Raw genomic sequence first — 26621 nt, forward strand, 5'->3', positions numbered from 1 at the left:
CCCCATCATTACAGCGTCGGCTAACGTTGAGGTGACCGCACTGGTTCACCGAGGCAGAAACGGCACCGCAGAATTGGCAATCGAGCGACGAACCTTCCTCGCAGGGGCCGTGTCGGCCCTGTCGCTGGCCGCGCTCTCGGCCTGCACGCCCGATGCGCCCCGGCCGACCCCGACGCCGACCGCGCTGCCGACCGAGACCCCGCTCTCCCCCGTCCCCCGACCGGCCGCCTTCCTCCGCAGCTCCTGGTCGACCGACCCGTTCTCGCTCGGCTCCTTCAGCAGCACGCCGGTGGGGGGCGGCCCCGGCGACCGGGCGACGCTCCGCGAGACGGTCGGCGGGCGGGTCGTGTTCGCCGGCGAGGCGGTCGCGGCCGAGCATCCGGGAACCCTGCAGGGCGCCCTCGAGTCGGGCGCCTCGGCGGCCGAACGGGTGCGGGCGATCGCCGACGACGGGGAGCGGATCGCCGTGATCGGCGCCGGGCTCGCCGGCGCGACCGCCGCCCGGGCGCTGGCCGACGCCGGCTTCGAGGTCGTGGTGCTCGAAGGGCGCGACCGGGTGGGCGGGCGCATCCTCACCCGCGACGAGAGCGGATGGCCGTTCCCGGTCGAGCTCGGCTCCCCCACCGTGTCGGGTCCGGCGCTCGACGAGGCGCTGCTCGCCTCGGGTGTCGACACGCTGAGCCTCTCGAGCGACTCCGAGGTGCGCACCGGCTCGGGCGAGGTCGACCCGCCGAGCACGGTGGGGCCGGATGCGGTGGCCGCCGCCGTGGCGTGGGCCCGCGCCCAGGCGGCCGACGTCTCGCTCGCCTCGGCGCTGTCGGCCTCGGGCGCCGAGGCGGTGTCGGCCGACCCCGACGCCGACGGCATCTCCCCCGCCGACCGGCTCGCGCACTACCTCGACACCGCCGTGGCCACGCGCGGCGGTGCCAGCGCCTTCGAGCTCTCGGCCTCGTACGGGGTCGCCGAGCCGGCCGACGTCGACGCGGGCACCGACGGGTCCGACGCGCCCGACGCGCCCGACGCGCCCAGCCTCGTCGTGGGCGGGCTCGACCGGATCGTGCAGGACGCCCTCGACGACCTCGACGTGGTGCTCTCCAGCACGGTCATCCGCATCGGTTACGACGACGACGGCGTGAGCCTGAGGCTCGGCCGTGGCGAGTCGCTGAACGTCGACCGCGTGATCGTGACCGTTCCGCTCGGGGTGCTGAAGACGGGGGCGATCGAGTTCGCGCCCGCTCTGCCGCAGGCGACGCTCGACGCCGTCGACGCCCTCGGGATGGGCGAGCTGGAGCAGCTCTGGCTGCGCTTCGACGAGCCGTTCTGGTCGACCGACGCCACGGTGCTGTCGGTGATCGACGACACCGCCGTGGTGGCCGAATGGATCAACCTGCTGCCCTCGACGGGTCAGGCCATCCTGGTGGGGCTGACCGCGGCCGACGACGTGCCCGTGGCGGCGGCCCTCGGCGACGCCGAGTTCGTGGAGGCGGCCCTCGCCACCCTCGTGCCGTTCATCGACGCCGACGCCGTCTCCACCGCGACCGCCACTCCGACGCCGGCGGCAGCCGGCTGATCCAGGCGAGCAGCGCGGTGATGCCGGCGAACAGCGCGAGCGCGATCCCCGAGTAGAACACGAACTCGGCCGGCGTGACCTGGCCCGGGTCGAGGAAGAAGTACGGGTACCAGCCCTCGATCGACCCGCGAACGAGCGTGAAGACGCCCCAGACGATCGGGAACCCGAGCGAGATCGGCACCGTGCGCCAGGGCAGCCGCGGGCGGCCGATGCCCACGATCCAGTCGAGGACGAGGTAGGCGGGGATGAAGAAGTGCAGCACCTGGCTCGAGAGCGGCACCTCGATGCGGTACTGGTGACTGGAGGCCTGGGTGACGATGGTGCCGAACACGATGCCCGAGACGATGACGTAGGTGGTGACGATCCCGCGGATGCCGGCGGCCCAGGCCGAGACCCGCTCCCGCGACGGGCGCAGCATCGCGATCCCCGAGGCGGCCAGCACGAGCACGTTCACGGCGTTGCTCTGGAACGTGAAGTAGAGGAAGTAGTTGACCGTCGAGAAGGTGCTGAAGCCGAGCGTGTACTCGACGTCGAAGACCAGGGCCACCACCGCGACGACCGCCACCGCGAGTCGGACGACAGCGGCAGCACGTCGCACGCGGGCTCCGATCGTCGGAAGGATGCCGGGGCCTCCGGCCGGTCGTGCATCTACGCTAGTCGCTCCGCCAATCCGCGCCGCGCACCCGCTCCGAACGACAGACGTGGCTTCCTCCCGAGACGCCGCTGAGCCCGCACGACCCGATCAGAACCCTGCTGACACGGACAGACCGTCCCGGCGCTCCGGCACGACCCGACACGAATCCGACGACCAGCGACCGCACGGCGGCCGAGAGTCGTCTCGCCTGCGCGCGCTCTACGCCCCCTTCGAACTGGTGCGCGACCCCGCGCGGGTGGGCCTGCGCCGTCAGGCCGTGCGCACCCGGGTGGGGCCCGTCGTGCTGCACGTCGGTGACCGTCGTGACGACGGGCCGGCCCTCGTGCTGCTGCACGGAGCGGCGGGCAGCTGGACGACCTGGACGCCGCTGCTCCTGGCGGCGGCCTCGGAGGGACGCCCCCTCGCGAACGTCGTCGTGCTCGACCTGCCGGGCTGGGGCGAGTCGCCGCTGCCCGACCGACCGCTGTCGAACGGGCGTACGGCGCTGAGCATCGACGCCTACGCCGGCGCGGTGCGCGATGCCGTCGCGGCTCTCGGCCATCGCTCCTGGACGCTGATGGGCCACTCGATGGGCGGACTGATCGCCCTGCACCTGGCGGCGAGTGAACCGGCGCGCACCGAGTCGGTCGTCGTCGTCTCGCCGACCGGTCCGTCGGTGCTCGAAGCGGCCAGGCACCCGGTGCGCTCTCTCCGCCGCGAGCCGGCCTTCGTCGGCCTCCGCGCGGCGATGGGGGCGTTCTCGCGGGGCGGCGCCGCGGCCTCGGTGCTGCTGCGGGCCCTCGACCGGATGCATGTGCTGCGCCCCGTCGTCGCTCCGCTGTTCGCCCGCCCGGCCGACATCCCGCCCGGTGTCGCGTCGGCGCTGTCGCGCGAGGTGCGGCCGCAGGCGTTCTCGATCGCGGCGCGACTGGCGGCTCGCTACGACCCGGACCGGTGGATGGACATCACCGCACCGGTGCGGGTCGTGCGAGGGAGCCGTGACGCGTTCTCGGCCGAGGCCGACGACGGGCGTCTGGCCCGTCTGCTGCCGGGCTCGACGCTGTCGGTGCTGCCGACGGCCGGGCACTTCGCGCACCTCGAGGCGCCGTTCGCCGTGCTCGACCGGCTCGGCTGATCACTCGGCCAGGATGAGGTAGAGGGCGCGGCGCGCCTCGTCGATCTTGTCGACGGCCTGAGCGCGCTGCTCGTCGGTGGCCGCCGTGCGGAACTGGTGCAGCACGCCGAGGAGCTTCGCGGCGCTGGCCTGGAACTCCTGGTCGGCGGGCGACTGGCCGGCCGTGGCCTGCCAGGCGCGCTCCAGCTCGTCCTGGTGCTCGGCCACGTAGGCCTTGCCCGTGTCGCTCAGCTGGAACTCGGTGCGCCGGCCGTCTCCCGTGGAGACGATCAGCTCCTCGTCGACCAGCTGCTGCAGCGTGGGGTAGATGGAGCCCGGGCTCGGGCGCCAGACTCCCCCGGTCTTCTCGGCGATGGCCTTGATCAGGCCGTAGCCGTTGGAGGGGGCCTCCGAGAGCAGCGACAGGATGGCCGCCCGCACGTCTCCGCGCTGGGCCCGCCCGCCGCGCCCGCCGCGAGGTCCGAAGCCGGGGCCGAAACCGCCGCCGAAGCCACCGGGGCCGAAGCCCGGGCCGAAACCGCTGCCGGGGCCGTGCCCGTGGGGAGAGCGCTCGAAGGATGGGGTGTGATGAATGCGTCGCATGAGCATCCGCCTTTCGTATTGATTGAATGTCGCGACCGTTTCGCGATAGCTTTACGATATATCGGTAATAATCGTCTGTCAAGCCAATAGGATTTCCGCATGCACGATGAAGCGTGGGACCGCACCCCCATCCAGCCCCAGAGTGTCGACGCGCCGCTGTCGACGGCAGCCGTCTTCTTGGTGGTGACGATCGCTGAGGGCGACGAGGCGGCCGAGCAGGTGCGCGATGTCATCTCCGACATCGGCGGGCTCGTGCGGGCGGTGGGCTTCCGCGACCTCAACGGGCACCTGTCGTGCAACGTCGGCATCGGGTCCGACGCCTGGGACCGATTCGAGCAGGATGCCCGCCCCGCCCAGCTGCGCCGCTTCTTCGAGGTGCGCGGCCCGGTGCACACGGCGCCCTCCACCCCGGGCGACCTGCTCTTCCACATCCGGAGCGAGCGCGCCGACCTCGCCTTCGAGCTGGAGCGACTGCTGCTCGGCAAGCTCGGGGAGGCGGTCACCGTCGTCGACGAGACCACCGGCTTCCGCTACTTCGACTCGCGCGACCTGCTCGGCTTCGTCGACGGCACCGAGAACCCCACCGGGGCCGGAATGGCGCACTGGTCGATCGTGGGCGAGGAGGACCAGGCCTTCGCCGGCGGCAGCTACGTCGTGGTGCAGAAGTACCTGCACGACCTCGGCGCCTGGAACACCCTCCCGGTCGAGCTGCAGGAGAAGATCATCGGCCGGACGAAGTTCGACAACGTCGAGCTCGAGGACGAGCCGGGGGCGCGCAAGTCGCACAAGGGCCTCGCCACCGTCGTCGACGCGAACGGCATCGAGCACGACATCCTGCGCGACAACATGCCCTTCGGGCGGCCGGGCGCGGGGGAGTTCGGCACCTACTTCATCGGCTACGCGCGGGAGCTCTGGGTGATCGAGCAGATGCTCAGGCAGATGTTCGTCGGCGACCCGGTCGGGTCGTACGACCGCATCCTCGACGTCTCGACACCCGTCACCGGCACGACCTTCTTCGTGCCCTCGAACGACGTGCTCGAGGGCCTCGCCCCGTAGCCGGGCCGGGTCAGCGCCCCACGCGGAAGGCGTGCCCCCGGTGGGTCTCCGGCAGGTGCGGGCCGCCCTCGGGGAAGAAGCGCTCCCGCAGCGTGTCTCCCGAGTACTCGGCCGAGGCGAGTCCGCGCTCCCGGAGGACGGGCAGCAGCAGCTCGATCAGATCGTCGTAGGTCTGAGGGGTCAGGTGCGGCTGGATCAGGAAGCCGTCGACCCCGGTGGCGGCCACGAACTCCTCGATCCGGTCGGCGACGTCGTCGGGACTCCCGACGAAGACGCTCCCGTTGATGCCCGTGCGGCGGAAGTTCTCGAGGACGTCGCGCACGAGCGGCGCGGCCTGGCCGTCGCGGCCCAGGTAGCGTTCGAGGTTCGACTGACCCATCTCGGTGCGGGTCTGGCTGATCGGCTTGTCGGGATCCAGGGCGAGCAGGTCGATGCCGGTGTTGCCGGCGTAGATGGCTGCCGCACCTTCGTCGGTCGACATCGCCAGCATCTCCGCGTGCTTGGCCCAGGCCTCCTCGGCGGTGGGCGCCGTGATCAACAGGGCGCCGACGAGGATCTTGACGGAGTCGGCCGGTCGGCCCGCTGCGACGGCGCTCTCGCGGATGCCCCGCACGTTCGCGGCCACGACGGTGGGCTCTCCCCCGCCGACGAACACGGCCTCGGCGTTCCGGCCGGCGAACTCGCGCCCGCGCCCCGAGGCTCCCGCCTGCACGAGCAACGGGGTGCGCTGCGGCGACGGCGGCAGGTTCAGGATGCCGTCGGTGCGGAAGTACGGACCCTCGTGGTGCACGAGGTGCACCTTGTCGGGGTCGGCGTAGACACCCGCCTCGCGGTCGAGCACGAGGGCGTCGTCCTCCCATGAGCCCTCCCAGAGGGTGAGGCTGACGTCGACGTAGTCGTCGGCCATGTCGTAGCGCAGGTCGTGCCGGATGAGCTCCTTGCCCATCAGGGCGGCCGCCGTCCCGCCCGAGGAGCCGGTGACGATGTTCCAGCCGATCCGCCCGTCGGTGAAGTGGTCGAGGGTCGCGAAGCGGCGGGCGTTCGCCGCCGGCGGCTCGACGGTGGTCGAGGTGGTCAGGATGAAGCCCAGCTTCTCCGTCACGGCGGCGAGGGCCGAGACGAGCGGCATCGGGTCGCCGTGCGGGATGCCCCGGCCCTCCCGCACCGACGCCGGGATCAGCCGGCCGTCGAGGGCCGGGAAGCCATAGCTGTCCGCCAGGAAGAGGAAGTCGAGTCCCGCGTCCTCGAACTTCCGGGCCAGCGACGTCCAGTGCGAGAGCGTCGTGAACTCCGCCGAGGTGTCGTCGGGGTGCTGCCACGACGACCCGACGGTGCCATTGGGGCCGATGTACTGGAAGATGCCGAGAAGAAGGGGCTGCATGGCTATATTTATGCCATATATATTTTGCGGTGGTGTTACCGGAGGTTTCGATCACATGAACAGCGAGCGTGAGGCGGCACGATCGACGCGGCCGCTCGACGACGACGCGGTCGCCATGGGTGCGCGCATCCGCGGCCTGCGGAAGGACGCCGGCTTGACGATGGTGCGCCTCGCGGAGGCGACCGGGGTGTCCCAGCCCTTCCTGAGCCTGCTCGAGCGGGGCCACGCGCGCCCGGGCCTCGCCACGCTGGCCCGGTTCGCCGAGGCGCTGGGTGTTCCCTCGGGGTCGCTCCTGGCGCGCCCCGCCGCGAGCCGCATCACGGCGGCGGGTGTCGACGTGGTGCACGCCGAGCCGGAGGGCCGCGCATCCGCCGGCCGCCCGGGAGAGCTCACCGTGTGGCAGCTCGCGCAGCTGCCGGGCGGGCTGTTCGCGACCGAGCTCGCGGGTGAGCCCGCGGCGGACATCGGGGGCGACCCGCACTACGCGGAGTTCGCTGACCACGACGAGGACGAGTTCCTCTATCTCCTCGGCGGGGTGCTCGAGGTGGAGCTCGGCGACGGCACGGTGCACCGGCTCGCCGCCGGAGACACCCTCTCCCTCGGCGCCGGCGTGCGGCATCGCTGGCGCCCGAGCGGGCCGGAGGGGTTCCGGGCCGTGAGCGTCACCTCCGGGCGGCACTCCCACTGATGCTCGCACGTGGCAGGGCGATGGCGATCGAGGTGCCCTCGCCCAGCACGCTCGAGATGTCGATGCGACCGCCGTGCGCGGTGACGATGGCCTTGGTGATCGTGAGGCCGAGCCCCACCCCCTGCACCGCGTTCTTCGTGGCGGTGCCCGCGCGGAAGAACCGCTCCGACAGACGGTGCAGCTCGTGCTCGGCGATGCCGTAGCCGGTGTCGGCCACCACGATGCGCACCTCGTCGGGCGCGCTCTCGAGCCCGACGGTGACCGACCCTCCGCGGGGCGTGAACTTCACCGCGTTGGAGAGGATGTTGTCGACGGCCTGGCCGAGCCGCACCGGATCGACCCCGAGCCGGAGCTCGCCCTCGCCGACGTCGGAGCGCAGCTCGACCCCGGCGGACTCGGCGACCGGCCGCGCGCTCTCGAGCGCGGCGCGCAGCACGGTGGGCAGGTCGGTCGGCACGGGCCGCACGCGGAAGCCGCCGGAGTCGACCTGCGCCGTGAAGAGCAGGTCGCCGACGAGCTGGAGCAGCCGACGGGCGTTGCGCTCGACCACGCCGAGGTACTTGTCCTGCTGCCGCGTGAGAGGTTCGTCGTCGTCGGAGCGGAGCAGTTCGACGTAGCCGAGGATCGAGCTGAGCGGGGTGCGCAGCTCGTGCGAGATCAGCCCGGCGAACTCGTCTTTCAGGCGCTCGATCTCCTTGGCGTCGGTCTCGTCGGTCGCGACGAAGACGAATCCCGCCGGCTCCCCCTCCTCATCGAGTCGCTCGGCGATCGACACCTGGGCCGGGAAGACGGTCCCGTCCTTCCGGGAGTAGGTCCAGTCGCGCACGTCGCGGAGACCCGACCGGGCGGTTCCGACCAGACCGGCGAAGTCGCGCAGCTCGTCGCGGCGGTGCAGCTCGGTGATGTTCAGCCGGGCGATGGCCTCCTCGGCGGTGTAGCCGAGCAGCGACGCCGCGCCGGGGTTCCAGACGGTCACGAGACCGGAGCGGTCGGTGCCGATGATGGCGTGGCCGGTGATGTCGTTCCAGACCCCGTCGAGCAGCGCGTTGGCGTTGATCGCCTGCAGCTCGCGCTTGCGGGCGGCCCGGTTGGCCCGCTCGAGGGTCTCCACCAGGCGGTCGCGCTCGGCGTTCAGCTCCTCGAGCTGCTGCACCCGCCGGTTCACCACCCGGGCGATCTGGTTGATCAGCACCGCCGCGATGGTGAAGGCCATCGGGGTGAAGACGAGGCGCACGGCGTCGGCCGGACTGGTGACCGCGGAGACACCGACGAAGAAGGGCAGGCAGATGGTCACGACGACACCCACGGCGGCGATGACCACCGAGCGCACGCCCGGTTCCGACGCGATCCAGACCAGCGGGATGACCATCAGCGCGGCGAAGGGCGACGCCTGACCTCCCGTGCCGACGCGCAGCAGCGCGACGGCGGCGAAGGTCACGACGGGGACGGCGAGCTCCCACGCCGGGTTCAGCGTCGACCGGGGCAGCACGAACGCGAAGGCGGCGGCCGCCAGCACGAGGGCGTCGGCGGCGATCACCAGGGCGGGCACGACCTCGACCACGACGGGCGAGAGCAGCACCAGGTTGGCGAGCACGAAGCCGACGAGCGCGGCCACCTGCTTGAGCAGCGGCGACCACGAGCCGAACGATCCTCCCCGGTGGCGACGCGAAGCGGCGGCCACCCGCACGGTGGCCGCTTTCCTCTGGCGTTCCATCAGACCCGGTCGGCGACGCCGCGCATGAACTCGACGAGCTCGCGCACCTGGAAGGGCTTCGTGATCAGCCCGTTGGCGCCGGCGAGGTGCACCGCCTCGGCGATGCTCGGCTGCGCGTTGGCGGTGATGATCAGCACGTGCTGTTCGCGCAGCTCGTCGTCGGCCCGGATGCGCTGCACGAGTTCGAGGCCGGTGAGGCCGGGCATCGAGATGTCGAGCACGGCAAGGTCGATCTCGTCGGCCTTCAGCGCCTCCCACGCGGACAGCCCGTCGCCGACGGCGGCGGCGACCTCGTAGCCGGCCTTCTCGACGGCTATGGCGACGAGATCCCGCAGATCGGCGTCGTCGTCGGCAATCAGTACCCTCATCGTCCCAGTCCCCCATCGTGGTCGGCGTCATCGGCCGCGGGCGCGGCCGGGAAGAGCAGAGCGAGGGTCGCGGCCACGTCGGCGGCCGTGAACGGCTTCGGCAGCACGCCGTCGACGATCGGGAAGTCCTCGAGGCCCAGCACCGAGGTGACGATCAGCACGCACTCGGGCACCTCCTGCTTCATCGTGCGCACGAGCTGCCAGCCGTCGATGCCGGGCAGCATCAGATCGATGATCGCGACCGCGGGCTCGAGCCGGCGGTACGACTCGATGGCCGCCTCGGCCGTGCCCACCAGGGCGACCTCGTAGCCCAGTCGCTCGAGGTGCAGTCGCAGGAGATCACCCTGATCGACCGAGTCGTCGACCACGAGAGCGATCCGTCCGGTGACCGGGGCAGCGCTGGTGGTCACGGCGAGGTCCTCTCGCGCCCGGGTCTCCTGGATCCGGCGTGGACGCGGGCTGAGAGCGCTACCAGCATCCTGTCACGCGGGGGCTCCCCGGTCCAAACGGCGCCGGGCGGCATCGCTCCCGACACGCGGATGCCGGCGGCACCCCCGCAGGGATGACCGCCGGCCGGCCGCGTCGCGCGAGTCGTTCGTGTCAGGACACGTACGACCCCGCGGCCGTTGCCACCGCCGCCGACACCGCTTGGGTGCCGCCGACGATGACTATCTTCCCAGGATTCAGCCGGTCGAGCTCGGCCTTCACGGCGGCCGGGATGGCGTCGCGGGTGACGAGCAGAACCGGGCCGCCCTGCTTCGTCGCCGCGGCCGCGCCCGACAGGGCGTCGGGGAAGTTCTCCCCCGAGACGAGGTAGACGACGGGCACACCCGGGGTGAAGGTCGACGCCGACACCGCCGCCGACACCACGAACCGGTCGGCGCCGGCGACACGGGTCGTCGGTGCGATCGCCTTCAGGGCGTTCTCGACCGACGCCGACAGCGACACGGTGCCACCGAGCATCACGATCTTCGCCGGCTTCAGGCGCTGCAGCTCGGCCTTGACCGCCGCCGGCACCGAGGTCGGTGTCACCAGCAGCAGCGGCGCCTTCTTCAGCCCGGCCGCCGCCCCACCCGACAGGGCGTCGGGGTAGTTGGCGCCGGAGGCCACGTAGACCACCGGAGCATTCGGGGCGAAGACCGCCTTGGACACCGCGGCCGACACCGCGTACCGGTCGGCGCCGGCGATGCGGGTCGTCGGCGCGGTCGCCTTGAGGGTGGCGACCACGCTGTCCGCGATGGCGGCCGTGCCGCCGAGCACCACGATCTTCGCGGGCTTCAGCCGCGCGAGCTCGGCGAAGATCACCGTCGGCACGGCGTTCCTCGTCACGAGCAGCACCGGACCGCCCTGGGACCCGGCGGCCGGGCCCGCCGACAGCGCGTCGGCGAAGGTCTCCCCCGAGGCGACGTAGGCCGCCGGCACCCCGGGCTGGAACACCCCGGCCGAGACCGCGGCCGACGTCGCGAAGCGGTCGCCGCCCGCGTAGCGCACGGTCCTCGCGTCGGCCGGCTGCACCGCGGCGGTGGCGGCGGAGGACACGGTCAGTGGTTCGTAGCCCGGCTTTGTGCCCGAGACCGAGATCGTCAGGGTCGCTCCGACGTCGGCGGTGGTGGGCACGTAGCTGAGGCCGGTGGCGCCCGCGATCGGTGCGCCGCCACGGTTCCACTGGTAACCGAGCGTCACCGGGGCGGGAGCCCACGGATCGACGGTGGCGGTGAGCACCGCACCCACCTGGGCCGTGCCCGTAACTGTCGGCAGCACGGGGCTGATCGCCAGGAGCGGTGCCCCGTTGCTGTCGTAGAGGGCGTAGTCGTCGGTGATCAGCTCGCCGTTGGAGGTGAGGTTCAGGCCGAAGCTGATGCCCGTGACGCCGGCGGGGATGGCCGGGGTGGTGAAGTTCGCCTCGGTGTAGATGGTCGCCGGCGTGAACAGGGGGCTCGACGTCCAGTACCGCCAGACGCCCAGGGTGTCGCGGGTGTAGACGGCGAACTGGGTGTTCGCGGTCGACTGGTAGAAGGCACGGAGGGAGTACGTCGCGCCCGGGGTGACGGTGGGCGAGCATCCGGATTCGTCGAACAGCGCCAGCAGCTTGGCATCGCCGTCGACGTAGTTCGTGACGGTGACCTTCTCGGCCGTCGCGCCCGTGCGCCCGGGGGTGACCGTGCTGAACACGGGTGTGTTGCTGCCGAAGCTCGATCCCCACCAGCACTGCGGGATGTTCGCCGTGGCGCCGGGCGTCTCGAGGCTCGGGTTCGTGACACCGTTCTCGCCCGGGCCAGGGGCCGGGGCGAGCGGCGGCCCGGCGACGACCGGTTTGGCCGCGCCGCCCACCGTGTCCTGCACGGTCTTGACGGTGCCGTTGCCGTTCGACTGCCACGCGGCGAGCCAGGTGGTGAACTCGTCGAACAGGGCGGCGCTGATGGTCGCGTTGGCCGGGGAGGTGTCACAGGTCGAGGCGCAGATGTGGTGGAACGTCAGCTGCACCCAGCCGCCCGTGGCGTCGGCCCGGGTCACCGTGTCCTGCAGTCGCGCGAGGTCCCAGGTGCTGTCGACCTGATCGGCGGCCGCGGTGAGCATCGGGTCGGCGGGCGGGATGGACTCGGAGACCGCGCAGTCCGCGCAGGGGGTGCCCGGGCCGGTCTTGAGGTCGCCGAGGCCGCGGGCGGAGTTGTAGCCGCAGTCGGCGACGATCTGCTCGACCGCCGGGTCGACCGCGGCGAACGGGTAGGCGAAGCTCGTCACCGAGTAGCCCCAGTCGGTCAGGTTCACGCGGTCGTTGCAGACCTCGCGCTTCACGTCGTCGCTCGACAACTTCGTGAGGTCTTGGTGGTGCACCGTGTGCCCGCCGATCTCGTTGCCTGAGCCCGCGATGGTCGCGACCTGGGAGCGGGTCAGGTAGTTCGGCTGGTCGACGTAGCCCGAGATGATGTAGAAGGTGCCCTTCAGCCCCTTCGCGTTCATCGTGGCCGCGGCCGCCAGCTGATCGGCGTTGCCGTCGTCGAACGTCAACGAGACGACGGTGTTCCCGGCCGCCTGGGCCGGGGCCGCCGGTGCGACCACGGCGAACCCGACGAGCGCCGCCGCGGTCACGGCGATGGAGAGCAGCCCGGCGGTGACCCGCCGGGAATGGACTGTGGACTCGGTCATCTTCGACCCCCTGTTGCTGCCGGAGCCGGCGCCCTGCCCCCGGACGGCGGCGACGACGGCGGAACGCGGACGGCGTCCCAGGGGCGACCGTAACAGCGGCGGAGAGCCCGGCTCACGCACCTTTTCCGCACCGCGGGATTGCGGTTCGGCGTGCGGTTTCCCGCACCGGTTCTGTGCAGGCGCTGAAATCGCTCGCGTCGGCACGCGCCGAGGGAGCACAATCGTCCTACGTCGTGACGGCTGCCGTTTCCACGTCGTTGGGGGGGCGTCGAAGGGCACTCGACTCGAGGTGACGCTCACCCGAGCCCATTGGAGTGCTGCATGAGATTCCTCGCCAGAGACCTCGAGCTCGATGCCGTGGCGCGTCTCGCCGCGTCGGCCGCCGGCGGCGCACTCGTGTTCACCGGGGAGCAGGGCATCGGCAAGTCGCGGCTGCTGCGCGAGGCGGCCGGTCGCTCGGCACTGCACTCCGTGCTGGTGCAGACCAATCCCGCCGAGGCCGCCTGGCCGCTCTCCGGCTTCTCCGCGGTGTTCGCCGCCATCGACGATCCGCGCGCCGTCGAGTTCGCCGGCCGCTTCACGCTCCGGTCGACCGAACCGCAGCAGGTCTTCGCCGCGGCGCGCGACCTCCTGACCATGCTCCGCGGTCTGGGGCTGCCGCCGCTCGTCATCCTGATCGACGACCTCGACCGCATGGACGAGATCAGTCAGACCCTGATCGGCTTCATGGCCGGCCGGCTCGCCGGGACGGGCCTGCGCTTCGTCACCACCGCCCGGCGGCTCGGCGGTGACCACATGCTCGCCTTCCGGGAGTGGCCGCTCGCGCCGTTGGGCTTCGACGAGGCGGCGGAGCTCGTGCAGGACGAGCTCGGCCCGGCCGCCGATGCGGGCACCGTGGAGATCCTCGCAGCGCGCAGCGGCGGCAACCCGCTGGTGATCGAGCAGTCGGCCCGGGCGCTGACCCGCGAGCAGATCTCCGGGCGTGAAGCGCTGGTGCTGCCGATGCGGCCGCCGATCGCCACCCAGGCTCTCTCGGCCGAGCTGCTGGAGCCCCTGTCGCCGCTCGCCCGGGCGGTCGCCGACGACGTGGCCATGGCCCCGCTCAGCGAAGTCGCGGTCGTCACCGGCGACGACGTCGACCGGATGGACGCCCTCGAGGAGCTGCTCTACTCGGGACTGGTCGACGTGCACGGCCGGGTGGTGCGGCTGCACGACCCGCTCCTGCGCTCCTACCTCTACTGGAGCCTCGAACCCCACCACCGCCGCGACCGCCACCGGGAACTGGCCGCCCTGGCCGTCGACGGGGGCCCGAGCGCCCGCACCCGCGCGTGGCACGAGAGCTTCGCGCCCTCCGGGCACTCCGCGGTCGTCGCGCTCCTCGACGCCGCTCACGGCTTGACGATCGACGGCGAGACCGACGCCGCAGTCGAGCTCGCCGAGCGCGCCCTGCTCCTCGATCCCGAACTCACCGGCGACGACGGCGCCCTGCACCGCTTCGCGACGCTGCTCGCCCGGCAGGGCCGGCTCGACCTCGCCTCCCGCTACCTCGCCCACGTGCACGTCGACGCCCCTTCGGCCGAGCTCGCCCTGCGGCTCGCGACCACCAGGATCGGCATCGAGCTCTCGCGCAGTCACGTGGTGCCGGCCGATGACATCGAGGCCTCGGTGAGCCTCTCCGGCGACGACGACCCGATCGGGGCGGCGGAACTGCTGAGCACGGTGTCGTCGTTCGAGAGTGCTCGCTGGGACCTGGACGAGGCCCGCCGCTGGCAGCGCCTCGCTGCCCTCTTCGTGGCGAAGGCCGGCGGCACCGCTCCGGCCGCGTTCATCGACGCGAGCGCCATGATCGACGCCATCGACGGCCGCGAGGAGGTTCGCCCGGTGCCCGCCCGGCTGAGCTCGGACGAGCTGCTCGACCTGCCCGTGGGGTCGCTCATCGCCTTCGCGACCGTGCTCTGCTACCAGGAGCGCTACGCGCAGGCCCGCCGGGTCGTGAACGTCGTGCTGCACGACCATCCCACCGAGCACCTCGCGCGCTCGTGGGCCTGGAATCTCTCGTTGATCAACGAGATCAGGGCCGGGGACTTCCACCGGGCGCACGCCGTGGTGGAGAACTGGTCGGCCGAGCCGATCGACACCGAGCGCCCGCACGCCGGCCGCGCCCTCGCGATGACCTGGCACGCGCTCACCCTCGGGCTCCGTGACGAGGCACGCGAGCTGGCGGAGGAGTGCAGCGCCCTCGCGGCGGCCGAGCGCAACCCGGGGGTGCTGGCGCGGCTGTCGACCTTCCTCGGCACCGACGCCCTGCTGCACCGCGAGGTCGACGAGGCGGTGCGCCTGCTCGCCCTGGCCGAGGCCGGTTCGACGCAGATCGAGAACCCCGCCCTGGTGCGCCATTCGGCCAATCTCGTCGAGGCCTACGTGCTCGCCGACCGGCGCGCTGAGGCCCGGTCGGTGCTGCAGCGGATGCTCGCCCAGCAGCAGGAGCGACCGAGCGAGTGGCTCGAACTCGCGGTCTGCCGCTCCGCCGCCGTGCTCGCGCCCGACGACGAGGCGCCCGCGCAGCTGGCCGCCGCCGTCGCCCTGCACGAGGAGCGCGCGTGCGACTACGAGCTCGGCCGCACGCTCCTCCTGCAGGGCGAGCGGCTTTCGCGGCTCGGCCTCGGGAGCGAGTCGCAGTCGGCCCTCGCGATGGCCGCCGCCACCTTCGAGCGGGCGGGCGCGACCCTCTGGGCCCGGCGCGCCTCGGCCGGTGAGCCCGTCGAGGTGCGCGACGCCGACAGCATCCTGGCACTGCTGAAGACGGAGGAGCGCGTGATCGCCGAGCTCGTCCGCCGCGGTCTGCGCAACCGCGAGATCGCCGGTGAGCTGTTCATCTCGCTGCGCACGGTCGAGCTCCGGCTGACCCACATCTATCGCAAGGTGGGCGCGCGGTCGCGCTCGCACCTGGCGTCGCTGCTGAACTGACCGATCAGGCGCTCAGCCCGGGGTCGGGCTGAGCGGTCTCCGTGACGGGCTCGTCCACTGCCCCGTCGAGCGCCGGGACCCGGCCTTGTACAGCGCCACCAGGCAGAGCAGCGCGTCCACCACCCGCAGCACCGGGAAGACGAGACCGTAGACGAGATAGGAGACCCGGCGGGACACGACGGCGGCGAGCAGGGTGAGGAGGTAGTCGGGCACGATCACACCGAGCACCAGCGCGAGCGGGGGCAGGGCATCCGGCACCGCGTCGAGGGGCGCACCGGCAGGCAGGCCGAGCTCGCCCGCCAACGCGAGCGACGTCGACACCGCGACGGCCGGCAGCACGAGCACGAGCACCACGCTCGAGACGAGCAGCTCCACGATGAAGAGGGACAGCGCGAGCCAGAACGTGCTGAACCGGAAGCGGTGCCTGAGCACCGTCTGCCAGAAGCCGAGGTTCCAGCGCTCGACCTGCTTGACGTAGTCGACGAGCTCGTCCGGGTCCTGCGTGTGCGCGATCGCGCTGTGCGGGTGGAAGGCGATGCGGCCGAGGCGCTTGGCGTGCACCTCGAAGGTCATGTTGTAGTCCTCGATCTTGAGCCCCGGCGCCGCGATGTCGATGTCGGCGAGGATGCGCGTGCGGTACATGCTGGCGAAGCCCGGCACGATCGGCACCGCGTTCGCGAACCGCCCGGCCTGACCGAACTTGAACAGGTACTGCATCGCGACGTACACCCGCTCCCGGTAGGCCACGAGGACGCGCCCGGTGACGGTGGGCGAGCGCGGTGTGAGGAGCGTCGTGGCGCGGCCGGCCACGGCCACCACTCCGGGGTCGTCGAAGGCGCGCAGCCCCGTCTCGAAGTAGTCGGGGGCGAGCCGGGTGTCGGCGTCGAGCAGCATCACCACGTCGAACCGCTCGGCGAGCTCGAAGTGACGGATGGCCTCCACCAGCGCACCGGCCTTGCCCCGGTTCGGCGTGAGCTCGAGCACGGATGCGCCGTGCTCGCGGGCGATCCGCGCGGTGGCGTCGGTCGAGCCGTCGCTGACCAGGAACAGCTGCACGCCCGCCTCGAGCTCCTGGAGCGCGGCCAGGGTGGCGCCGATCACCGGCTCCTCGTCGTGCGCCGCCATCAGCACCGCCACGCGGTCGCGCTCGGGCCGGCCTCCGGCGAGCGCCGATGCCCTGGGCGCCGATCCCCTGGGCGCCGATGCCCTGGGCGCCGATGCCCTGGGCGCCGAACCCCTCAGCGCCGATCCTGGACGCGGGGCGAGCCGGGCGGCGACGAGACGGATGAGGCCGGCCGACGTCCAGATGAGGGTGCTCAGGCCGAACACGAGCAGCAGGGTGATCAGGAACGTCGTCATCGAGGGCTCCCTCCCGCCTCGCGCGGGGAACGGCCTCCTCGCGTCCTTCCACGGTAGGGGCGTGCCGGCCGCCGGGGCGGGTCGATGCCCCGCCGTCCTGGTGCGGGAAGCCGCAAAGCCTGCCGCGTCGACCGCAAGGCCACGCCAACCCCGCGGGGGAATCCGCACTCCTCACCGATCGCGTTGACGACCGACGGGGCCGACGCCGATGGTGATGTCCGGGGGCCAGAGCCGGACGTTCCGCTCATCCGCCCACCGGGACGATCGCAGCCGCTGCGAGCCCGTCCGCCACCAGGGACAGCGAGGGGAATGACGATGACGACGTTCGAGAGCATCAGCCGGCCGAGTGATGAGAAGGAGTGGCTGACCACCCTGGCACCACCCCTGGCGCCGCACCTTGCGCCACCGGCGGTGTCCCCGACGGACTCGCCGACCGTGTCGCCGGCGCGCCCCGAGTTCGACTTCGACGTCGCCATCGTGGGGCTCGGCTACGTGGGGCTGCCGACGGCGCTCGCCTATCACGCGGCGCACAGCCGGGTGCTCGCGCTCGACGTCTCGTCCCGCCGGATCGACGTCATCCGGGCTCAGGCCGCCGACCTGCTCGACAGCGACCGTCTGCGCCTGGCCGAGGCGCTCGACCGTCCCGACTTCGTGCTGACCAGCGATCCGGAACAGCTCCGCCGGGCGGCCGCCGTGATCGTCTGCGTGCCCACCCCGATCGACGGGCATCTCGTGCCCGATCTGTCGATCCTGCGGGCGGCGTGCGCGACCATCCTCTCGACGGTCACCCCGGGGCAGACGCTGATGCTGACCTCGACCACCTACGTCGGCTGCACCGACGACCTCCTGGTCGCACCGCTCACCGAGCAGGGCCTCGTCGTGGGGACCGACGTGTTCGTGGCCTTCAGCGCCGAGCGCATCGACCCGGGGAACGCCGCCTTCGGTCACGACGAGGTGCCCCGCGTGGTCGGCGGCGCGACGCCGCAGTGCGAGGAGGAGGCGACGCGGCTGCTGCTGCGCTACGTCACGACGGTGCACCGGGTGCGCTCGCTCGCCGCCGCCGAGATGACCAAGCTCCTGGAGAACACGTTTCGCGCCGTCAACATCGCGCTGGCCAACGAGTTCGCCGACATCTGCAGCACCCTCGACATCGACGTCGCCGATGTGATCGACGCGGCCTCGACGAAGCCCTACGGGTTCATGCCCTTCCTGCCGGGCCCGGGCGTCGGCGGGCACTGCATCCCGTGCGACCCGCACTACCTGCTCTGGCAGCTGAAGCGCTCCCGGGTGTCGGCCCCGATGATCACCCAGGCGATGACCGAGATCTCGGCGCGACCGCACCGCGTCGTCGACCGGGTGCAGACCGTGCTCTCCGAGCGCGGCCGGGGCATGACCGGTGCCCGGGTGCTCGTGGTGGGCATCGCCTACAAGGCCGACGTGGAGGATCTGCGGGAGTCGCCGGCCCTCGAGATCCTCGACGAGCTGATGCGCCGCGGGGCCAGGGCCGGGTACCTCGATCCGCACTTCGACAGCGTCGCGCTGGCCGGGGGCGGCTCCCTGGCGGGCATCGCCGACCCGGCCGCCTTCGACGCCGACCTCGTGCTGCTGCACACCCGCCATCGCGACACCGACCTGAGCTGGATCGACGAGGACCAGATCGTGCTCGACACCACCTACCGCGGGGTCGACGTCGCCCACCGCGTGAACCTCTGACCCCGCCGCACCGGCAGAAAGAGACGTGACCTGATGCGTACCATCGTGACCGGAGGCGCCGGCTTCATCGGCAGCCACCTCGTCGACCACCTGCTGCGCGCCGGGGACGAGGTCGTCGTGCTCGACGACATGTCCACCGGCTCCCCGCGCAACCTCCTCGACTCCCTGGTCGATCCGCGGCTCACCATCGTGCACGGCTCCGTGCTCGACCGCCGGCTGCTGCTCGAGACGATCCGCGGCGCCGACCGGGTGTTCCACCTCGCGGCGGCTGTCGGCGTCAAGCTGATCGTCGACCATCCGCTGACGAGCCTCCGGGTCAACATCCACGGCACCGAGAACGTGCTCGACGCCTGCGGCGAGACCGGGGCCGCCCTGCTGCTCGTGTCGACCAGCGAGATCTACGGCAAGAACACCTCCGACCGGCTGCACGAGAACTCCGACCGGGTGCTCGGCTCCCCGCTCCGCTCCCGCTGGACCTACGCCGCCGCCAAGGGGATCGACGAGGCCTTCGCCCACGCCTACTGGAGCGAGCACGGGCTCGACGTCACCATCGTGCGGCCCTTCAACACGGTGGGCCCGCGCCAGACCGGGCGCTACGGGATGGTCGTGCCGAACCTGGTGGGGCAGGCCCTCCGGGGTGAGCCCCTCACGGTCTACGGCGACGGCGACCAGACCCGCTGCTTCTCCTACGTCGGCGACGTCGTCCCCGCGATGGTGCGGCTGCTCGAGGAGCCGAGCGCGACGGGCGACGCCTTCAACCTGGGCGGCGCCGAGGAGGTCTCGATCAACTCCCTCGCCCGTCGGGTGATCCGGGTCACCGGCAGCTCGAGCGACGTCGTGCACGTCGACTACGCCGACGCCTACGCGGCCGGGTTCGAGGACATGCGCCGTCGCGTGCCCGACTACAGCAAGGCCGCGGCCCTCGTGGGCTTCGACCCCGCGACCCACCTCGACGAGATCATCCGGCGGGTGGCCGACGATCTCCGCAGCGACCGGTCCCGCGACGGAGCCGGGCTCCCCGCCACGGTCGGACGCCCCGCCGCGGTCGGACACCCCGCGCCGGTCGGACACCCCTGATGTGCGGCATCGTGGCGGCCCGCACGGCGGAGCCGGTCGCACCCATCCTGCTCGGCGCGCTGAAGCTGCTCGAGTATCGCGGCTACGACTCGGCCGGCGTGAGCATCCGCACGAGCGGTGGGGAGTCCTCGACCACCCGTACGGTCGACCGGGTCGAGTCGCTCCGGACCCGGGTCGCCGCCTGGCCCGGGGCGGAGCTGCCCGGCTCCGGTGTCGGCCACACCCGCTGGGCGACGCACGGGGCCGTGACCGAGCAGAACGCGCATCCGCACCAGGACTGCTCAGGGAACCTCAGCGTCGTGCACAACGGCATCGTCGAGAACGCGGTCGCCCTGCGGCGCGAGCTCGAGCAGCGGGGACACGTCTTCGCCTCCGAGGTCGACAGCGAGGTCATCGGCCACCTGATCGAGGAGGGCCTCGGGACCTCCGACGACCTGGCCGGCGCCGTCACCGCCGCCGTGGCGCGGCTCGAGGGCTCGTGGGCCGTCGTGGTGCTCGACGGGCGCACCGACCGGCTCGTCGCCGCCGCACACCGCTCACCGCTGCTCGTGGCGCGCTCCCCCCGCGGGGTCTTCGCCGCCAGCGACATCACGGCGATCGGCGAGTGGGTCGAGCACTTCCAGGCCATGCGCGACGGCGACGTCGTCGAGCTCGCCGACGAGCTCCGCTGGAGCCGGGACGGACACCCGGTGCCGGAGCCGCCGATGGCCGATTCCGTGTGGACGGGTGCGTCGATCGGCGTCGACGGGCATCCTGACTTCATGAGCAAGGAGATCGCCGAGCAGCCCGACGTCGCAGCCCGCATCGTCGACCGCCTCGTGCCGCACGTCGTCGACGGCTCGCTCTGGGCCGACCTCGCCCTGCCCCGCTTCGACCGGGTGACGGTCGTGGGCTGCGGCACCTCCCTGAACGCGGGGCGGATGATCGGCGGCGCCCTCTCGTCGCTCGGCCGGCTGCCCGTGCGCACCCTGGTCGCGAGCGAGGCTGCCGACGCGGTGATGGAGCCGCGCACGCTGGTGCTCGCGCTCAGCCAGTCGGGCGAGACTGCCGACCTGCTGAACGCCATCGAGCACCTCGACCTCTCCCGCTCGTCACTCGTCGCCATCACCAACAACGAGCACTCGACCCTCGCCAGGCGGGCCGACTCCGTGCTCACCTGCGACGCCGGCCCCGAGATCGGGGTGGCGGCCACGAAGACCTTCGTCGCGCAGGTGATCACCGGCGTGGCGGCCGCCCTGTCGGCCCTGGTGGCGAGCGAGCGGATGCTCCGCTCCGACGCCGTGCGCCTGTGCGACGAACTCCGGCTGATGCCCGAACTGCTGGCCCACGCCATCGCCGAGTCGCACGCGGTGCTGCCGCCGATCGTCGCCGACGTGATCGACGAACCCGGCTTCCTCTTCCTCGGACAGGGCACGGGAGTGGTGCTGGCTGCCGAGGGGGCCCTGAAACTGAAGGAGCTGAGCTACCGGTGGGCCGAGCACCAGCCTGCCGGTGAGCTCAAGCACGGTCCGCTCGCCCTGGTCGACAGGGGCACCCCGGTGCTCGTGATCGACTCCGGCGACCCGAGGATCGACCGCAGCATCGCCGAGGTGGGCGCCCGCGGCGGGCGGATCGTGCGCATCGGCGGCTCGGGCAGCACCGTGCCGGTGGTCGGTCTCGGCCGCCCGGCCGACGCCGCCGGCGGAGCCCGGCGGTGGGGGCCCTTGGAGGCCGTCGTGCCGCTGCAGATCTTCGCCCGTGACCTCGCCCTCGCGCTCGGTCGCGACGTCGACAAGCCCCGCAACCTGGCCAAGTCGGTCACGGTCGAATGAGCGATCCGTGAGCGCCTCCCCCGAACCGCGGTGCCGGGCGGTGATCGATCGTCCCGGGCCCCCCACCGGACGACGCGTCGCCCGGTACCGCCTTCCCGTCGCCGCCGCCCTCGTGGCGGCCGTGGCCCTCCCCCTCGGCGGCTGCAGCCTGCTGCCGGGCGTCGGCTCCGTCGGCGGGTACCCGCTGCACACCGACATCGTCGCGACCACGTTCTGGGTGGGCGAGGTGTTCGACCCGACGGCCTCCGACGGGAGCCAGGTGTACTCCACCTACGACTCGCTCTGGATGGAGAGCTACGGCGGCTGCGACGGCACCGAGGTCGATGGCGTCTGCCAGACCGAGGCCCGCAGCGCAGCCGACGACTGGTTCCCCACCGAGACCGTGCCGCTCGAGAACCCGTTCTACCTCGACCTGCCGTTCGACGACGTGAACGACCCCGGAGCCTTCGCCCGTCGCGACGAGGTCGTGCCGTGGGCCGACCAGGAGCCGTACCGATCGCACCGGGGGGACCCGCTGTTCAGCTACCTCAAGAACCGGTGGGTGGAGCTCTCCTACGCCGGCGCGACCTGCTACGCCCAGATCGAGGACGCCGGGCCCGGCGAGTACGACGACGCGGAGTACGTGTTCGGCGACGACGACCGCAGACCGCTGAACGACCGCTACGGGGGCGCAGGGATGGACGTCTCGCCGGCGGTGGTCGGCTGTCTCGGCTTCGACGAGCTGAACGGCGAGCAGGGGGGCGTCTCGTGGCGCTTCGTCGACGACGCCGACGTTCCGGACGGCCCGTGGCTGAGGATCGTCACCACCAGTCAGGTGCGCTGAGGCGCCGACCGCACGGCCCCCAGGAACGACGAAAACCCCCGGTCTCTCGACCGGGGGTTTCTCGTTTCGGTGGACCCGAGGGGATTCGAACCCCTGACCCCCTGCATGCCATGCAGGTGCGCTACCAGCTGCGCCACGGGCCCATTCTCATGGGCGCTGTTCCCGCCTTCCGGCTGAAACAACTTGTCTAGGTTACTACATGTTCAGAGCCGCTGTGACCACATCACGCCTCGGGGGCGGTGACCGCCAGCGGCACGACCGGGCAGTCCTTCCACAGGCGCTCGAGCGAGTAGTACATGCGGTCCTCCTCGTGGAAGACGTGCACGACGAGGTCGCCGAAGTCGAGCAGGATCCAGCGACCCTCCGCCATGCCCTCGCGACGCAGCACCTTGCTGCCGCTCGCGCCCAGCCTGTCCTGGATCTCCTCGGCGATGGCGACGACGTTGCGCTCGTTGCGGCCGGAGGCCAGCAGGAAGACGTCGGCGAGGGGCAGGGGGCCTGAGACGTCGAGCGCGACGAGGTTCTCGGCCTGCTTGGAGTCGGCGGCCTCGGCGGCCAGCTGAGCGAGTTCGATGGATGCGGTGGAGGCGGTCACGAAGACTTTCTGATGAGGGGTGGAGCGGCGGGTCTAGAAGACCTGGAAGACGAACACGGCGAGCAGCAGCCCGACCACGCCGACGGCGAGCACACCCGCCGTGATGGCGAGCACCACGGGCGCGTTCGCCCGGGCCCGCTTGGGAGGGGCGATCAGCGACGTCGAGGAGGTGTTCGTGCTGATGGCACGGCTCGCGCTGACCGGAGCGACGTCGGAGCCGCTCTGCTCGATCTCGGAGCGCTCGAGGAGCGAGTCGAGGTCGGTGGACTCGAGGCCCGACGCGGGCGCGCCGAGCGAGCCGAAGCTCTTGGGAAGGTCGATCGACCCGGTGATGATGACCTCGCCGGTCTCGTCGAGCGCGGTGCCGACGTCGCCCGAGCCGGGCACGGTGGGCAGCACCAGGGCGCTCGTGGTGGAGATCGAGTTGGTCGCCGCCGTGTTGCGCAGCGAGATGAGGTCGTCGAACGAGGAGGGCAGCTCGTCGCTCGTGGGGTGCGTGCGATCGGTCGGGCTCTGGAACACGGGGGCCAGCTCGGCCTCCTCGTCGGAGCCCGGACCCGCGGCGGGCACCGGGGCGGGCTCGTCGATCACCATCTCCTCGACGACCGTGTCGTCGTCGGAGTCGTCGACCTCGGAGCTCGGCACGATCTCGGCGTGCTCGGCGGTGTCGTCGGGCTGCGCCTCGTCGGGCGGTGACTGCACGAGCACCGGGTCGGAGATGGGCACGACCTCGATGATGGGCTCGGCGGAGCCGGCGGGCTCGGCGTCGTCGACGGCCTCGTCGGGCGAGACGACCTCGGGCACGATGGTGTCTTCGTCGACACCCTCGGGCGCGGCGTCGGCCGGACCCTGCTCGCGCACCACGCGGCGGGAGCCGCCCGACGACGAGGTCGCGGGCGCAGCCGCAGCGGCGTCGCCCTCCTCGGGCAGGGGCGCCTGGCCCTGGCGCTCCAGTTCACGCAGCTGACGCCGCGTGAGCGGCTGACCATCGTGTGACAAGCTCATTCAACACTCCGATATAGATGGTGCTTGGTGATGTACTGAACGACACCGTCGGGTACCAAGTACCACACCGGAAAACCCCGGCCGACCCGGCTTCGACAGTCAGTGGACGATATCGCAAGCGCAGGAACTTCCAGATAGCTTACGTCGTGCCGTGGCAAAGAGGAAACCGCGAAGGTGTGACCCGGCCGGGAGACCGCCACGAAATGGGCGAGATCCCAGAGCGCGTCGACGTCCTTCCAGTTCAGGATCTGCGCGATCGCGTCGGCTCCCGAGATGAAGAAGAGGTCGGCGTCGGGGTGCGCCGCCTGCAGGTCGCGCAGCGTGTCGATCGTGTAGGTGACCCCGCCGCGGTCGATGTCGACGCGACTGACGGTGAACCTCGGGTTGGAAGCGGTGGCGATCACCGTCATGAGGTAGCGGTGCTCGGCCGGCGTCACCGGCTCCTTGTGCCAGGGCCGCCCCGTGGGCACGAAGACGACCTCGTCGAGGTCGAAGGAGGTCGCCACCTCGCTGGCGGCCACGAGGTGGCCGTGGTGCACGGGGTCGAAGGTTCCACCCATCACGCCGATGCGGCGGCGGCCGGAGCCACCGGCGATCCGCTCGCCCTCGGGCTGCGTGGTCGGCTCGCCCTCAGGCGTCGAAGACGTCATCTACCGGGACTAGTGATCGGCACCCGTGCGGTCGGCGTGGCCGTGGACGTCGTGCGACGAGGCGAACTTCGCCGACTTCTGCGGGTGACGGTTCGCCACGTCGCGGTAGCTCCAGGTGACGAAGCCGAGCGCGATGAAGATGACGGCGGCGATCAGGCCGAAGACGATCGGGGGCATCGGAAGAGCGACGGGCTCGTTGACGGCGGCGAGCGTGCTCACGAGTACGGACATTGCTTCTCCCGGTGTTTCGGACGGAACGACCCTTCTACGATACCGCTAACCGCGGGACTGGCCCGACCCCCGCACCGTCCACTTCGTGCTGGTGAGCTCGGGCAGCCCCATCGGGCCCCTGGCGTGCAGCTTCTGGGTCGAGATGCCGACCTCCGCGCCGAAGCCGAACTCGCCGCCGTCGGTGAAGCGGGTCGAGGCGTTCACCATCACGACGGCGCTGTCGACCTCGTTCAGGAACCGCTCCGCGTTGGCGAGGTCGTTCGTGATGATCGACTCGGTGTGGTGGGTGGAGTAGCGGCGGATGTGCTCCATCGCCTCGTCGAGCGACGCCACCACGCGCACCGACAGGTCGAGGCTCATGTACTCGGTCGACCAGTCCTCCTCGGTCGCCGGCACCCCGTCGGCGACGATCGCGAGGGTCGCCTCGTCGCCGTGCACAGTGACCCCGGATGCTCGCAGTCGACCCAGCACCGCCGGCAGCAGTCGCTCGGCCGCCGCTTCGTGCACGAGGAGGGTCTCGACCGCGTTGCAGACACTCGGGCGCTGCACCTTCGCGTCGTGCACGATGTCGACCGCCCAGTCCTCGTTCGCCGAGGCGTCGAGGAAGATGTGCACCACACCGTCGCCGGTCTCGATCACGGGCACCTGCGACTCGGTCACCACCGCCTGGATCAGCCCGGCGCTGCCGCGCGGGATGAGCACGTCGACGGCGCCGCGGGCGCGCATCAGGCGGGTGCCGCCCTCGCGCCCGAACTCGTCGACCGTCTGCACGGCGGCGGGCGGGAGCCCCGCCGAGGCCAGCGCATCCTGGATCAGCGACGCCAGCACGCGGTTCGTGCTCTCGGCGGCCGAGCCGCCGCGCAGCACCGCCGCATTGCCGCTCTTCAGCGCGAGGGCCGCGATGTCGACCGTCACGTTCGGTCGCGCCTCGTAGATGACGCCGACGACGCCGAAGGGCACCCGCACCTGGTCGATGCGCACCCCGTTCGGCAGCTTGCTGCCCCGGATGCTCTGGCCCACCGGGTCGGCGAGCACGACGATCTCGCGCACCGCCCCCGCCAGCGCGACGATGCGCTCGGGGGTGAGGCGCAGCCGGTCGCGGAGCGCCTCGGACAGACCGTTCTGCCGACCGTTCTCGAGGTCGACCTCGTTCGCGGCGATGATCTCGTTCGACCCCGCCTCGAGAGCGGCGGCGATGGCCTCGAGGGCGGTGTTCTTGAGGTCGGTGGTGGCGGTGGCGAGCGCGAGGGAGGCCGCCCGGGCGGCGGTCAGCTTGTCGTCGAAGGCGTCGGGCATGCCCGAGAGTCTACGGTGCGGGTGCGAAGAAGGTGCCGATGTCGGCACCCGAGAGCGCCTCGGCCACACGCCCGGTCGAGGTGACGAGCACGGCCGTTCCGGCGGCCGCCGCGAGACGGGCCGCGCTGACCTTGGTGGCCGCTCCCCCGGTGCCGACACCGGCCGCGCCGATGTCGCCGAACGTCACACCGGCCAGGTCGTCACCGACCGGCACCTCGGTGATCATCACGGCACCCGGCTCCTGCGGGGGGCGCGTGTACAGGGCGTCGACGTCGGAGAGCAGCACGAGGGCGTCGGCCCCGACGAGCTGCGACACGAGCGCGGCGAGCCGGTCGTTGTCGCCGAATCGGATCTCGTGGGTCGCCACCGTGTCGTTCTCGTTGACGATCGGCAGGATGCGCAGGCCCAGCAGCCTGTCCATCGCCCGCTGGGCGTTCGAGCGGTGCGTGGGGTTCTCGAGGTCTCCCGCGGTGAGCAGCACCTGCCCGGCGGTGATGCCGAAGCGCCGCAGGCTGTTCTGGTAGCGGTAGATCAGCACGTTCTGGCCGACCGCCGCGGCGGCCTGCTGGGTGGCCAGGTCGTTCGGGCGTGCATCCAGCTTCAGGAAGGGCATGCCGGTCGCGATGGCGCCGGAGGAGACCAGGATGATCTCGGTGCCGCGCGCGTGCGCGGCCGCGAGGGCGTCGACGAGGGGCTCGATCTGGCCGGCGTTGTCGCCGCTGATCGACGAGGAGCCGACCTTGACGACCACCCGGCGGGCCGACGGGATGGCGCTGCGGTCGGTGACCCGGGGCCGGTCGTCGATTCGGTCGTGACCGT

General features: G+C 71.9%; 23 protein-coding genes and 1 tRNA gene. 9 read left to right on the top strand and 15 right to left on the bottom strand.

The features are described from left to right. The first annotated feature begins 73 nt into the window (after nt 1-73). Nucleotides 74-1570 carry a flavin monoamine oxidase family protein gene (locus tag NVV95_RS02055; RefSeq protein ID WP_259484872.1) on the top strand — a complete coding sequence of 499 codons (1497 nt, stop codon included), beginning with the start codon at nt 74-76 and terminating at the stop codon, nt 1568-1570. Here the strand turns inward: NVV95_RS02055 and NVV95_RS02060 are convergent. Next, nucleotides 1509-2168, bottom strand: a complete 660-nt coding sequence (locus NVV95_RS02060; protein WP_259484873.1) for a Pr6Pr family membrane protein — start codon at nt 2166-2168, stop codon at nt 1509-1511. The genes NVV95_RS02055 and NVV95_RS02060 overlap by 62 nt on opposite strands. 274 nt (nt 2169-2442) lie before the next feature. On the opposite strand from NVV95_RS02060, the gene NVV95_RS02065 reads away from it, so the two are divergent. After that, complete coding sequence (locus NVV95_RS02065; protein WP_259484874.1) at nt 2443-3339, top strand: alpha/beta fold hydrolase; 897 nt, start codon at nt 2443-2445, stop codon at nt 3337-3339. Here the strand turns inward: NVV95_RS02065 and NVV95_RS02070 are convergent, their stop codons facing one another. After that, nucleotides 3340-3921, bottom strand: a complete 582-nt coding sequence (locus NVV95_RS02070) for a PadR family transcriptional regulator (RefSeq protein WP_259484875.1) — start codon at nt 3919-3921, stop codon at nt 3340-3342. Nucleotides 3922-4020: 99 nt separating this feature from the next. Between NVV95_RS02070 and NVV95_RS02075 the strand changes: the two genes are divergently transcribed. After that, a complete protein-coding gene (locus NVV95_RS02075; RefSeq protein ID WP_259484876.1) occupies nt 4021-4977 on the top strand; it encodes a Dyp-type peroxidase in 957 nt (318 codons plus the stop codon). Between the two features lie 10 nt (nt 4978-4987). Here NVV95_RS02075 and NVV95_RS02080 read toward each other — a convergent pair whose 3' ends face one another. Then, nucleotides 4988-6358: an NtaA/DmoA family FMN-dependent monooxygenase gene (locus tag NVV95_RS02080; RefSeq protein WP_259484877.1), complete on the bottom strand. Its 1371-nt coding sequence runs from the start codon at nt 6356-6358 to the stop codon at nt 4988-4990. 55 nt (nt 6359-6413) lie between these two features. On the opposite strand from NVV95_RS02080, the gene NVV95_RS02085 reads away from it, so the two are divergent. Further along, nucleotides 6414-7046 (top strand): helix-turn-helix domain-containing protein, encoded by a 633-nt coding sequence (locus NVV95_RS02085; protein ID WP_259484878.1) that lies wholly within the window; start codon nt 6414-6416, stop codon nt 7044-7046. Here NVV95_RS02085 and NVV95_RS02090 read toward each other — a convergent pair. From NVV95_RS02090 to NVV95_RS02105, 4 genes are all read right to left on the bottom strand, one after another. Then, nucleotides 7021-8760: a sensor histidine kinase gene (locus NVV95_RS02090; RefSeq protein WP_259484879.1), complete on the bottom strand. Its 1740-nt coding sequence runs from the start codon at nt 8758-8760 to the stop codon at nt 7021-7023. The two genes, NVV95_RS02085 and NVV95_RS02090, sit on opposite strands and share 26 nt — an antisense overlap. Next, on the bottom strand, nt 8760-9128 hold the full coding sequence (locus tag NVV95_RS02095) for a response regulator (protein ID WP_259484880.1): 369 nt from the start codon (nt 9126-9128) through the stop codon (nt 8760-8762). Before NVV95_RS02095 ends, NVV95_RS02090 begins: the two co-directional genes overlap by 1 nt. Continuing rightward, nucleotides 9125-9538 carry a response regulator transcription factor gene (locus tag NVV95_RS02100; RefSeq protein WP_259484881.1) on the bottom strand — a complete coding sequence of 138 codons (414 nt, stop codon included), beginning with the start codon at nt 9536-9538 and terminating at the stop codon, nt 9125-9127. The genes NVV95_RS02095 and NVV95_RS02100 overlap by 4 nt, the downstream gene beginning before the upstream one ends. A 190-nt stretch (nt 9539-9728) precedes the next feature. Then, on the bottom strand, nt 9729-12275 hold the full coding sequence (locus NVV95_RS02105; protein WP_259484882.1) for a cell wall-binding repeat-containing protein: 2547 nt from the start codon (nt 12273-12275) through the stop codon (nt 9729-9731). A 321-nt stretch (nt 12276-12596) separates the two neighbouring features. Here NVV95_RS02105 and NVV95_RS02110 point away from each other — a divergent pair, with 321 nt between their 5' ends. Then, nucleotides 12597-15242, top strand: a complete 2646-nt coding sequence (locus tag NVV95_RS02110) for a helix-turn-helix transcriptional regulator (protein WP_259484883.1) — start codon at nt 12597-12599, stop codon at nt 15240-15242. 12 nt (nt 15243-15254) lie between these two features. Here NVV95_RS02110 and NVV95_RS02115 read toward each other — a convergent pair whose 3' ends face one another. Next, nucleotides 15255-16601 carry a glycosyltransferase family 2 protein gene (locus NVV95_RS02115; protein WP_259484884.1) on the bottom strand — a complete coding sequence of 449 codons (1347 nt, stop codon included), beginning with the start codon at nt 16599-16601 and terminating at the stop codon, nt 15255-15257. Between the two features lie 315 nt (nt 16602-16916). Between NVV95_RS02115 and NVV95_RS02120 the strand changes: the two genes are divergently transcribed. Genes NVV95_RS02120 through NVV95_RS02135 form a run of 4 tightly spaced genes read left to right on the top strand, consistent with a single transcriptional unit; the run spans nt 16917 to nt 22025 of the window. Beyond that, nucleotides 16917-18314, top strand: coding sequence for a nucleotide sugar dehydrogenase (locus NVV95_RS02120; RefSeq protein WP_259484885.1), 1398 nt, complete (start codon nt 16917-16919; stop codon nt 18312-18314). A 33-nt stretch (nt 18315-18347) separates the two neighbouring features. Next, complete coding sequence (locus tag NVV95_RS02125) at nt 18348-19391, top strand: NAD-dependent epimerase/dehydratase family protein (protein ID WP_259484886.1); 1044 nt, start codon at nt 18348-18350, stop codon at nt 19389-19391. After that, nucleotides 19391-21202, top strand: a complete 1812-nt coding sequence (gene glmS / locus NVV95_RS02130; RefSeq protein WP_259484887.1) for a glutamine--fructose-6-phosphate transaminase (isomerizing) — start codon at nt 19391-19393, stop codon at nt 21200-21202. Before NVV95_RS02125 ends, glmS begins: the two co-directional genes overlap by 1 nt. Before the next feature lie 7 nt (nt 21203-21209). Further along, entirely contained in the window at nt 21210-22025 is an 816-nt protein-coding gene (locus tag NVV95_RS02135) for a hypothetical protein (protein ID WP_259484888.1), read from the top strand. Nucleotides 22026-22095: 70 nt separating this feature from the next. Here NVV95_RS02135 and NVV95_RS02140 read toward each other — a convergent pair. The 7 genes from NVV95_RS02140 to proB form a co-directional block, all read right to left on the bottom strand. Continuing rightward, nucleotides 22096-22168, bottom strand: a tRNA-Ala gene (locus NVV95_RS02140). Between the two features lie 80 nt (nt 22169-22248). Beyond that, nucleotides 22249-22620: a ribosome silencing factor gene (gene rsfS / locus NVV95_RS02145; RefSeq protein WP_259484889.1), complete on the bottom strand. Its 372-nt coding sequence runs from the start codon at nt 22618-22620 to the stop codon at nt 22249-22251. A 33-nt stretch (nt 22621-22653) separates the two neighbouring features. Further along, entirely contained in the window at nt 22654-23625 is a 972-nt protein-coding gene (locus NVV95_RS02150) for a hypothetical protein (RefSeq protein WP_259484890.1), read from the bottom strand. Further along, a complete protein-coding gene (nadD, locus tag NVV95_RS02155; RefSeq protein ID WP_259484891.1) occupies nt 23622-24275 on the bottom strand; it encodes a nicotinate-nucleotide adenylyltransferase in 654 nt (217 codons plus the stop codon). Before nadD ends, NVV95_RS02150 begins: the two co-directional genes overlap by 4 nt. 9 nt (nt 24276-24284) lie before the next feature. Beyond that, a complete protein-coding gene (locus tag NVV95_RS02160; protein ID WP_194681128.1) occupies nt 24285-24506 on the bottom strand; it encodes a hypothetical protein in 222 nt (73 codons plus the stop codon). Between the two features lie 45 nt (nt 24507-24551). Then, on the bottom strand, nt 24552-25802 hold the full coding sequence (locus NVV95_RS02165) for a glutamate-5-semialdehyde dehydrogenase (protein ID WP_259484892.1): 1251 nt from the start codon (nt 25800-25802) through the stop codon (nt 24552-24554). Between the two features lie 10 nt (nt 25803-25812). Then, a complete protein-coding gene (gene proB, locus NVV95_RS02170) occupies nt 25813-26607 on the bottom strand; it encodes a glutamate 5-kinase (protein ID WP_259485198.1) in 795 nt (264 codons plus the stop codon). Nucleotides 26608-26621: the final 14 nt, after the last annotated feature.

Origin of the sequence: Herbiconiux gentiana, assembly GCF_024978135.1 — a bacterium.
GTDB classification, from domain to species: Bacteria; Actinomycetota; Actinomycetes; order Actinomycetales; family Microbacteriaceae; genus Herbiconiux; species Herbiconiux gentiana.

What these genes read in the sequence shown, in the direction of transcription:
- NVV95_RS02070 (WP_259484875.1), bottom strand. Translation starts at nt 3,921, where the DNA reads ATGCGACGCATTCATCACACCCCATCCTTCGAGCGCTCTCCCCACGGG.
- NVV95_RS02075 (WP_259484876.1), top strand. Translation starts at nt 4,021, where the DNA reads ATGCACGATGAAGCGTGGGACCGCACCCCCATCCAGCCCCAGAGTGTC.
- NVV95_RS02080 (WP_259484877.1), bottom strand. Translation starts at nt 6,358, where the DNA reads ATGCAGCCCCTTCTTCTCGGCATCTTCCAGTACATCGGCCCCAATGGC.
- NVV95_RS02085 (WP_259484878.1), top strand. Translation starts at nt 6,414, where the DNA reads ATGAACAGCGAGCGTGAGGCGGCACGATCGACGCGGCCGCTCGACGAC.
- NVV95_RS02090 (WP_259484879.1), bottom strand. Translation starts at nt 8,760, where the DNA reads ATGGAACGCCAGAGGAAAGCGGCCACCGTGCGGGTGGCCGCCGCTTCG.
- NVV95_RS02095 (WP_259484880.1), bottom strand. Translation starts at nt 9,128, where the DNA reads ATGAGGGTACTGATTGCCGACGACGACGCCGATCTGCGGGATCTCGTC.
- NVV95_RS02105 (WP_259484882.1), bottom strand. Translation starts at nt 12,275, where the DNA reads ATGACCGAGTCCACAGTCCATTCCCGGCGGGTCACCGCCGGGCTGCTC.
- NVV95_RS02110 (WP_259484883.1), top strand. Translation starts at nt 12,597, where the DNA reads ATGAGATTCCTCGCCAGAGACCTCGAGCTCGATGCCGTGGCGCGTCTC.
- NVV95_RS02115 (WP_259484884.1), bottom strand. Translation starts at nt 16,601, where the DNA reads ATGACGACGTTCCTGATCACCCTGCTGCTCGTGTTCGGCCTGAGCACC.
- NVV95_RS02120 (WP_259484885.1), top strand. Translation starts at nt 16,917, where the DNA reads ATGACGACGTTCGAGAGCATCAGCCGGCCGAGTGATGAGAAGGAGTGG.
- NVV95_RS02125 (WP_259484886.1), top strand. Translation starts at nt 18,348, where the DNA reads ATGCGTACCATCGTGACCGGAGGCGCCGGCTTCATCGGCAGCCACCTC.
- glmS (WP_259484887.1), top strand. Translation starts at nt 19,391, where the DNA reads ATGTGCGGCATCGTGGCGGCCCGCACGGCGGAGCCGGTCGCACCCATC.
- NVV95_RS02150 (WP_259484890.1), bottom strand. Translation starts at nt 23,625, where the DNA reads ATGAGCTTGTCACACGATGGTCAGCCGCTCACGCGGCGTCAGCTGCGT.
- nadD (WP_259484891.1), bottom strand. Translation starts at nt 24,275, where the DNA reads ATGACGTCTTCGACGCCTGAGGGCGAGCCGACCACGCAGCCCGAGGGC.
- NVV95_RS02160 (WP_194681128.1), bottom strand. Translation starts at nt 24,506, where the DNA reads ATGTCCGTACTCGTGAGCACGCTCGCCGCCGTCAACGAGCCCGTCGCT.
- NVV95_RS02165 (WP_259484892.1), bottom strand. Translation starts at nt 25,802, where the DNA reads ATGCCCGACGCCTTCGACGACAAGCTGACCGCCGCCCGGGCGGCCTCC.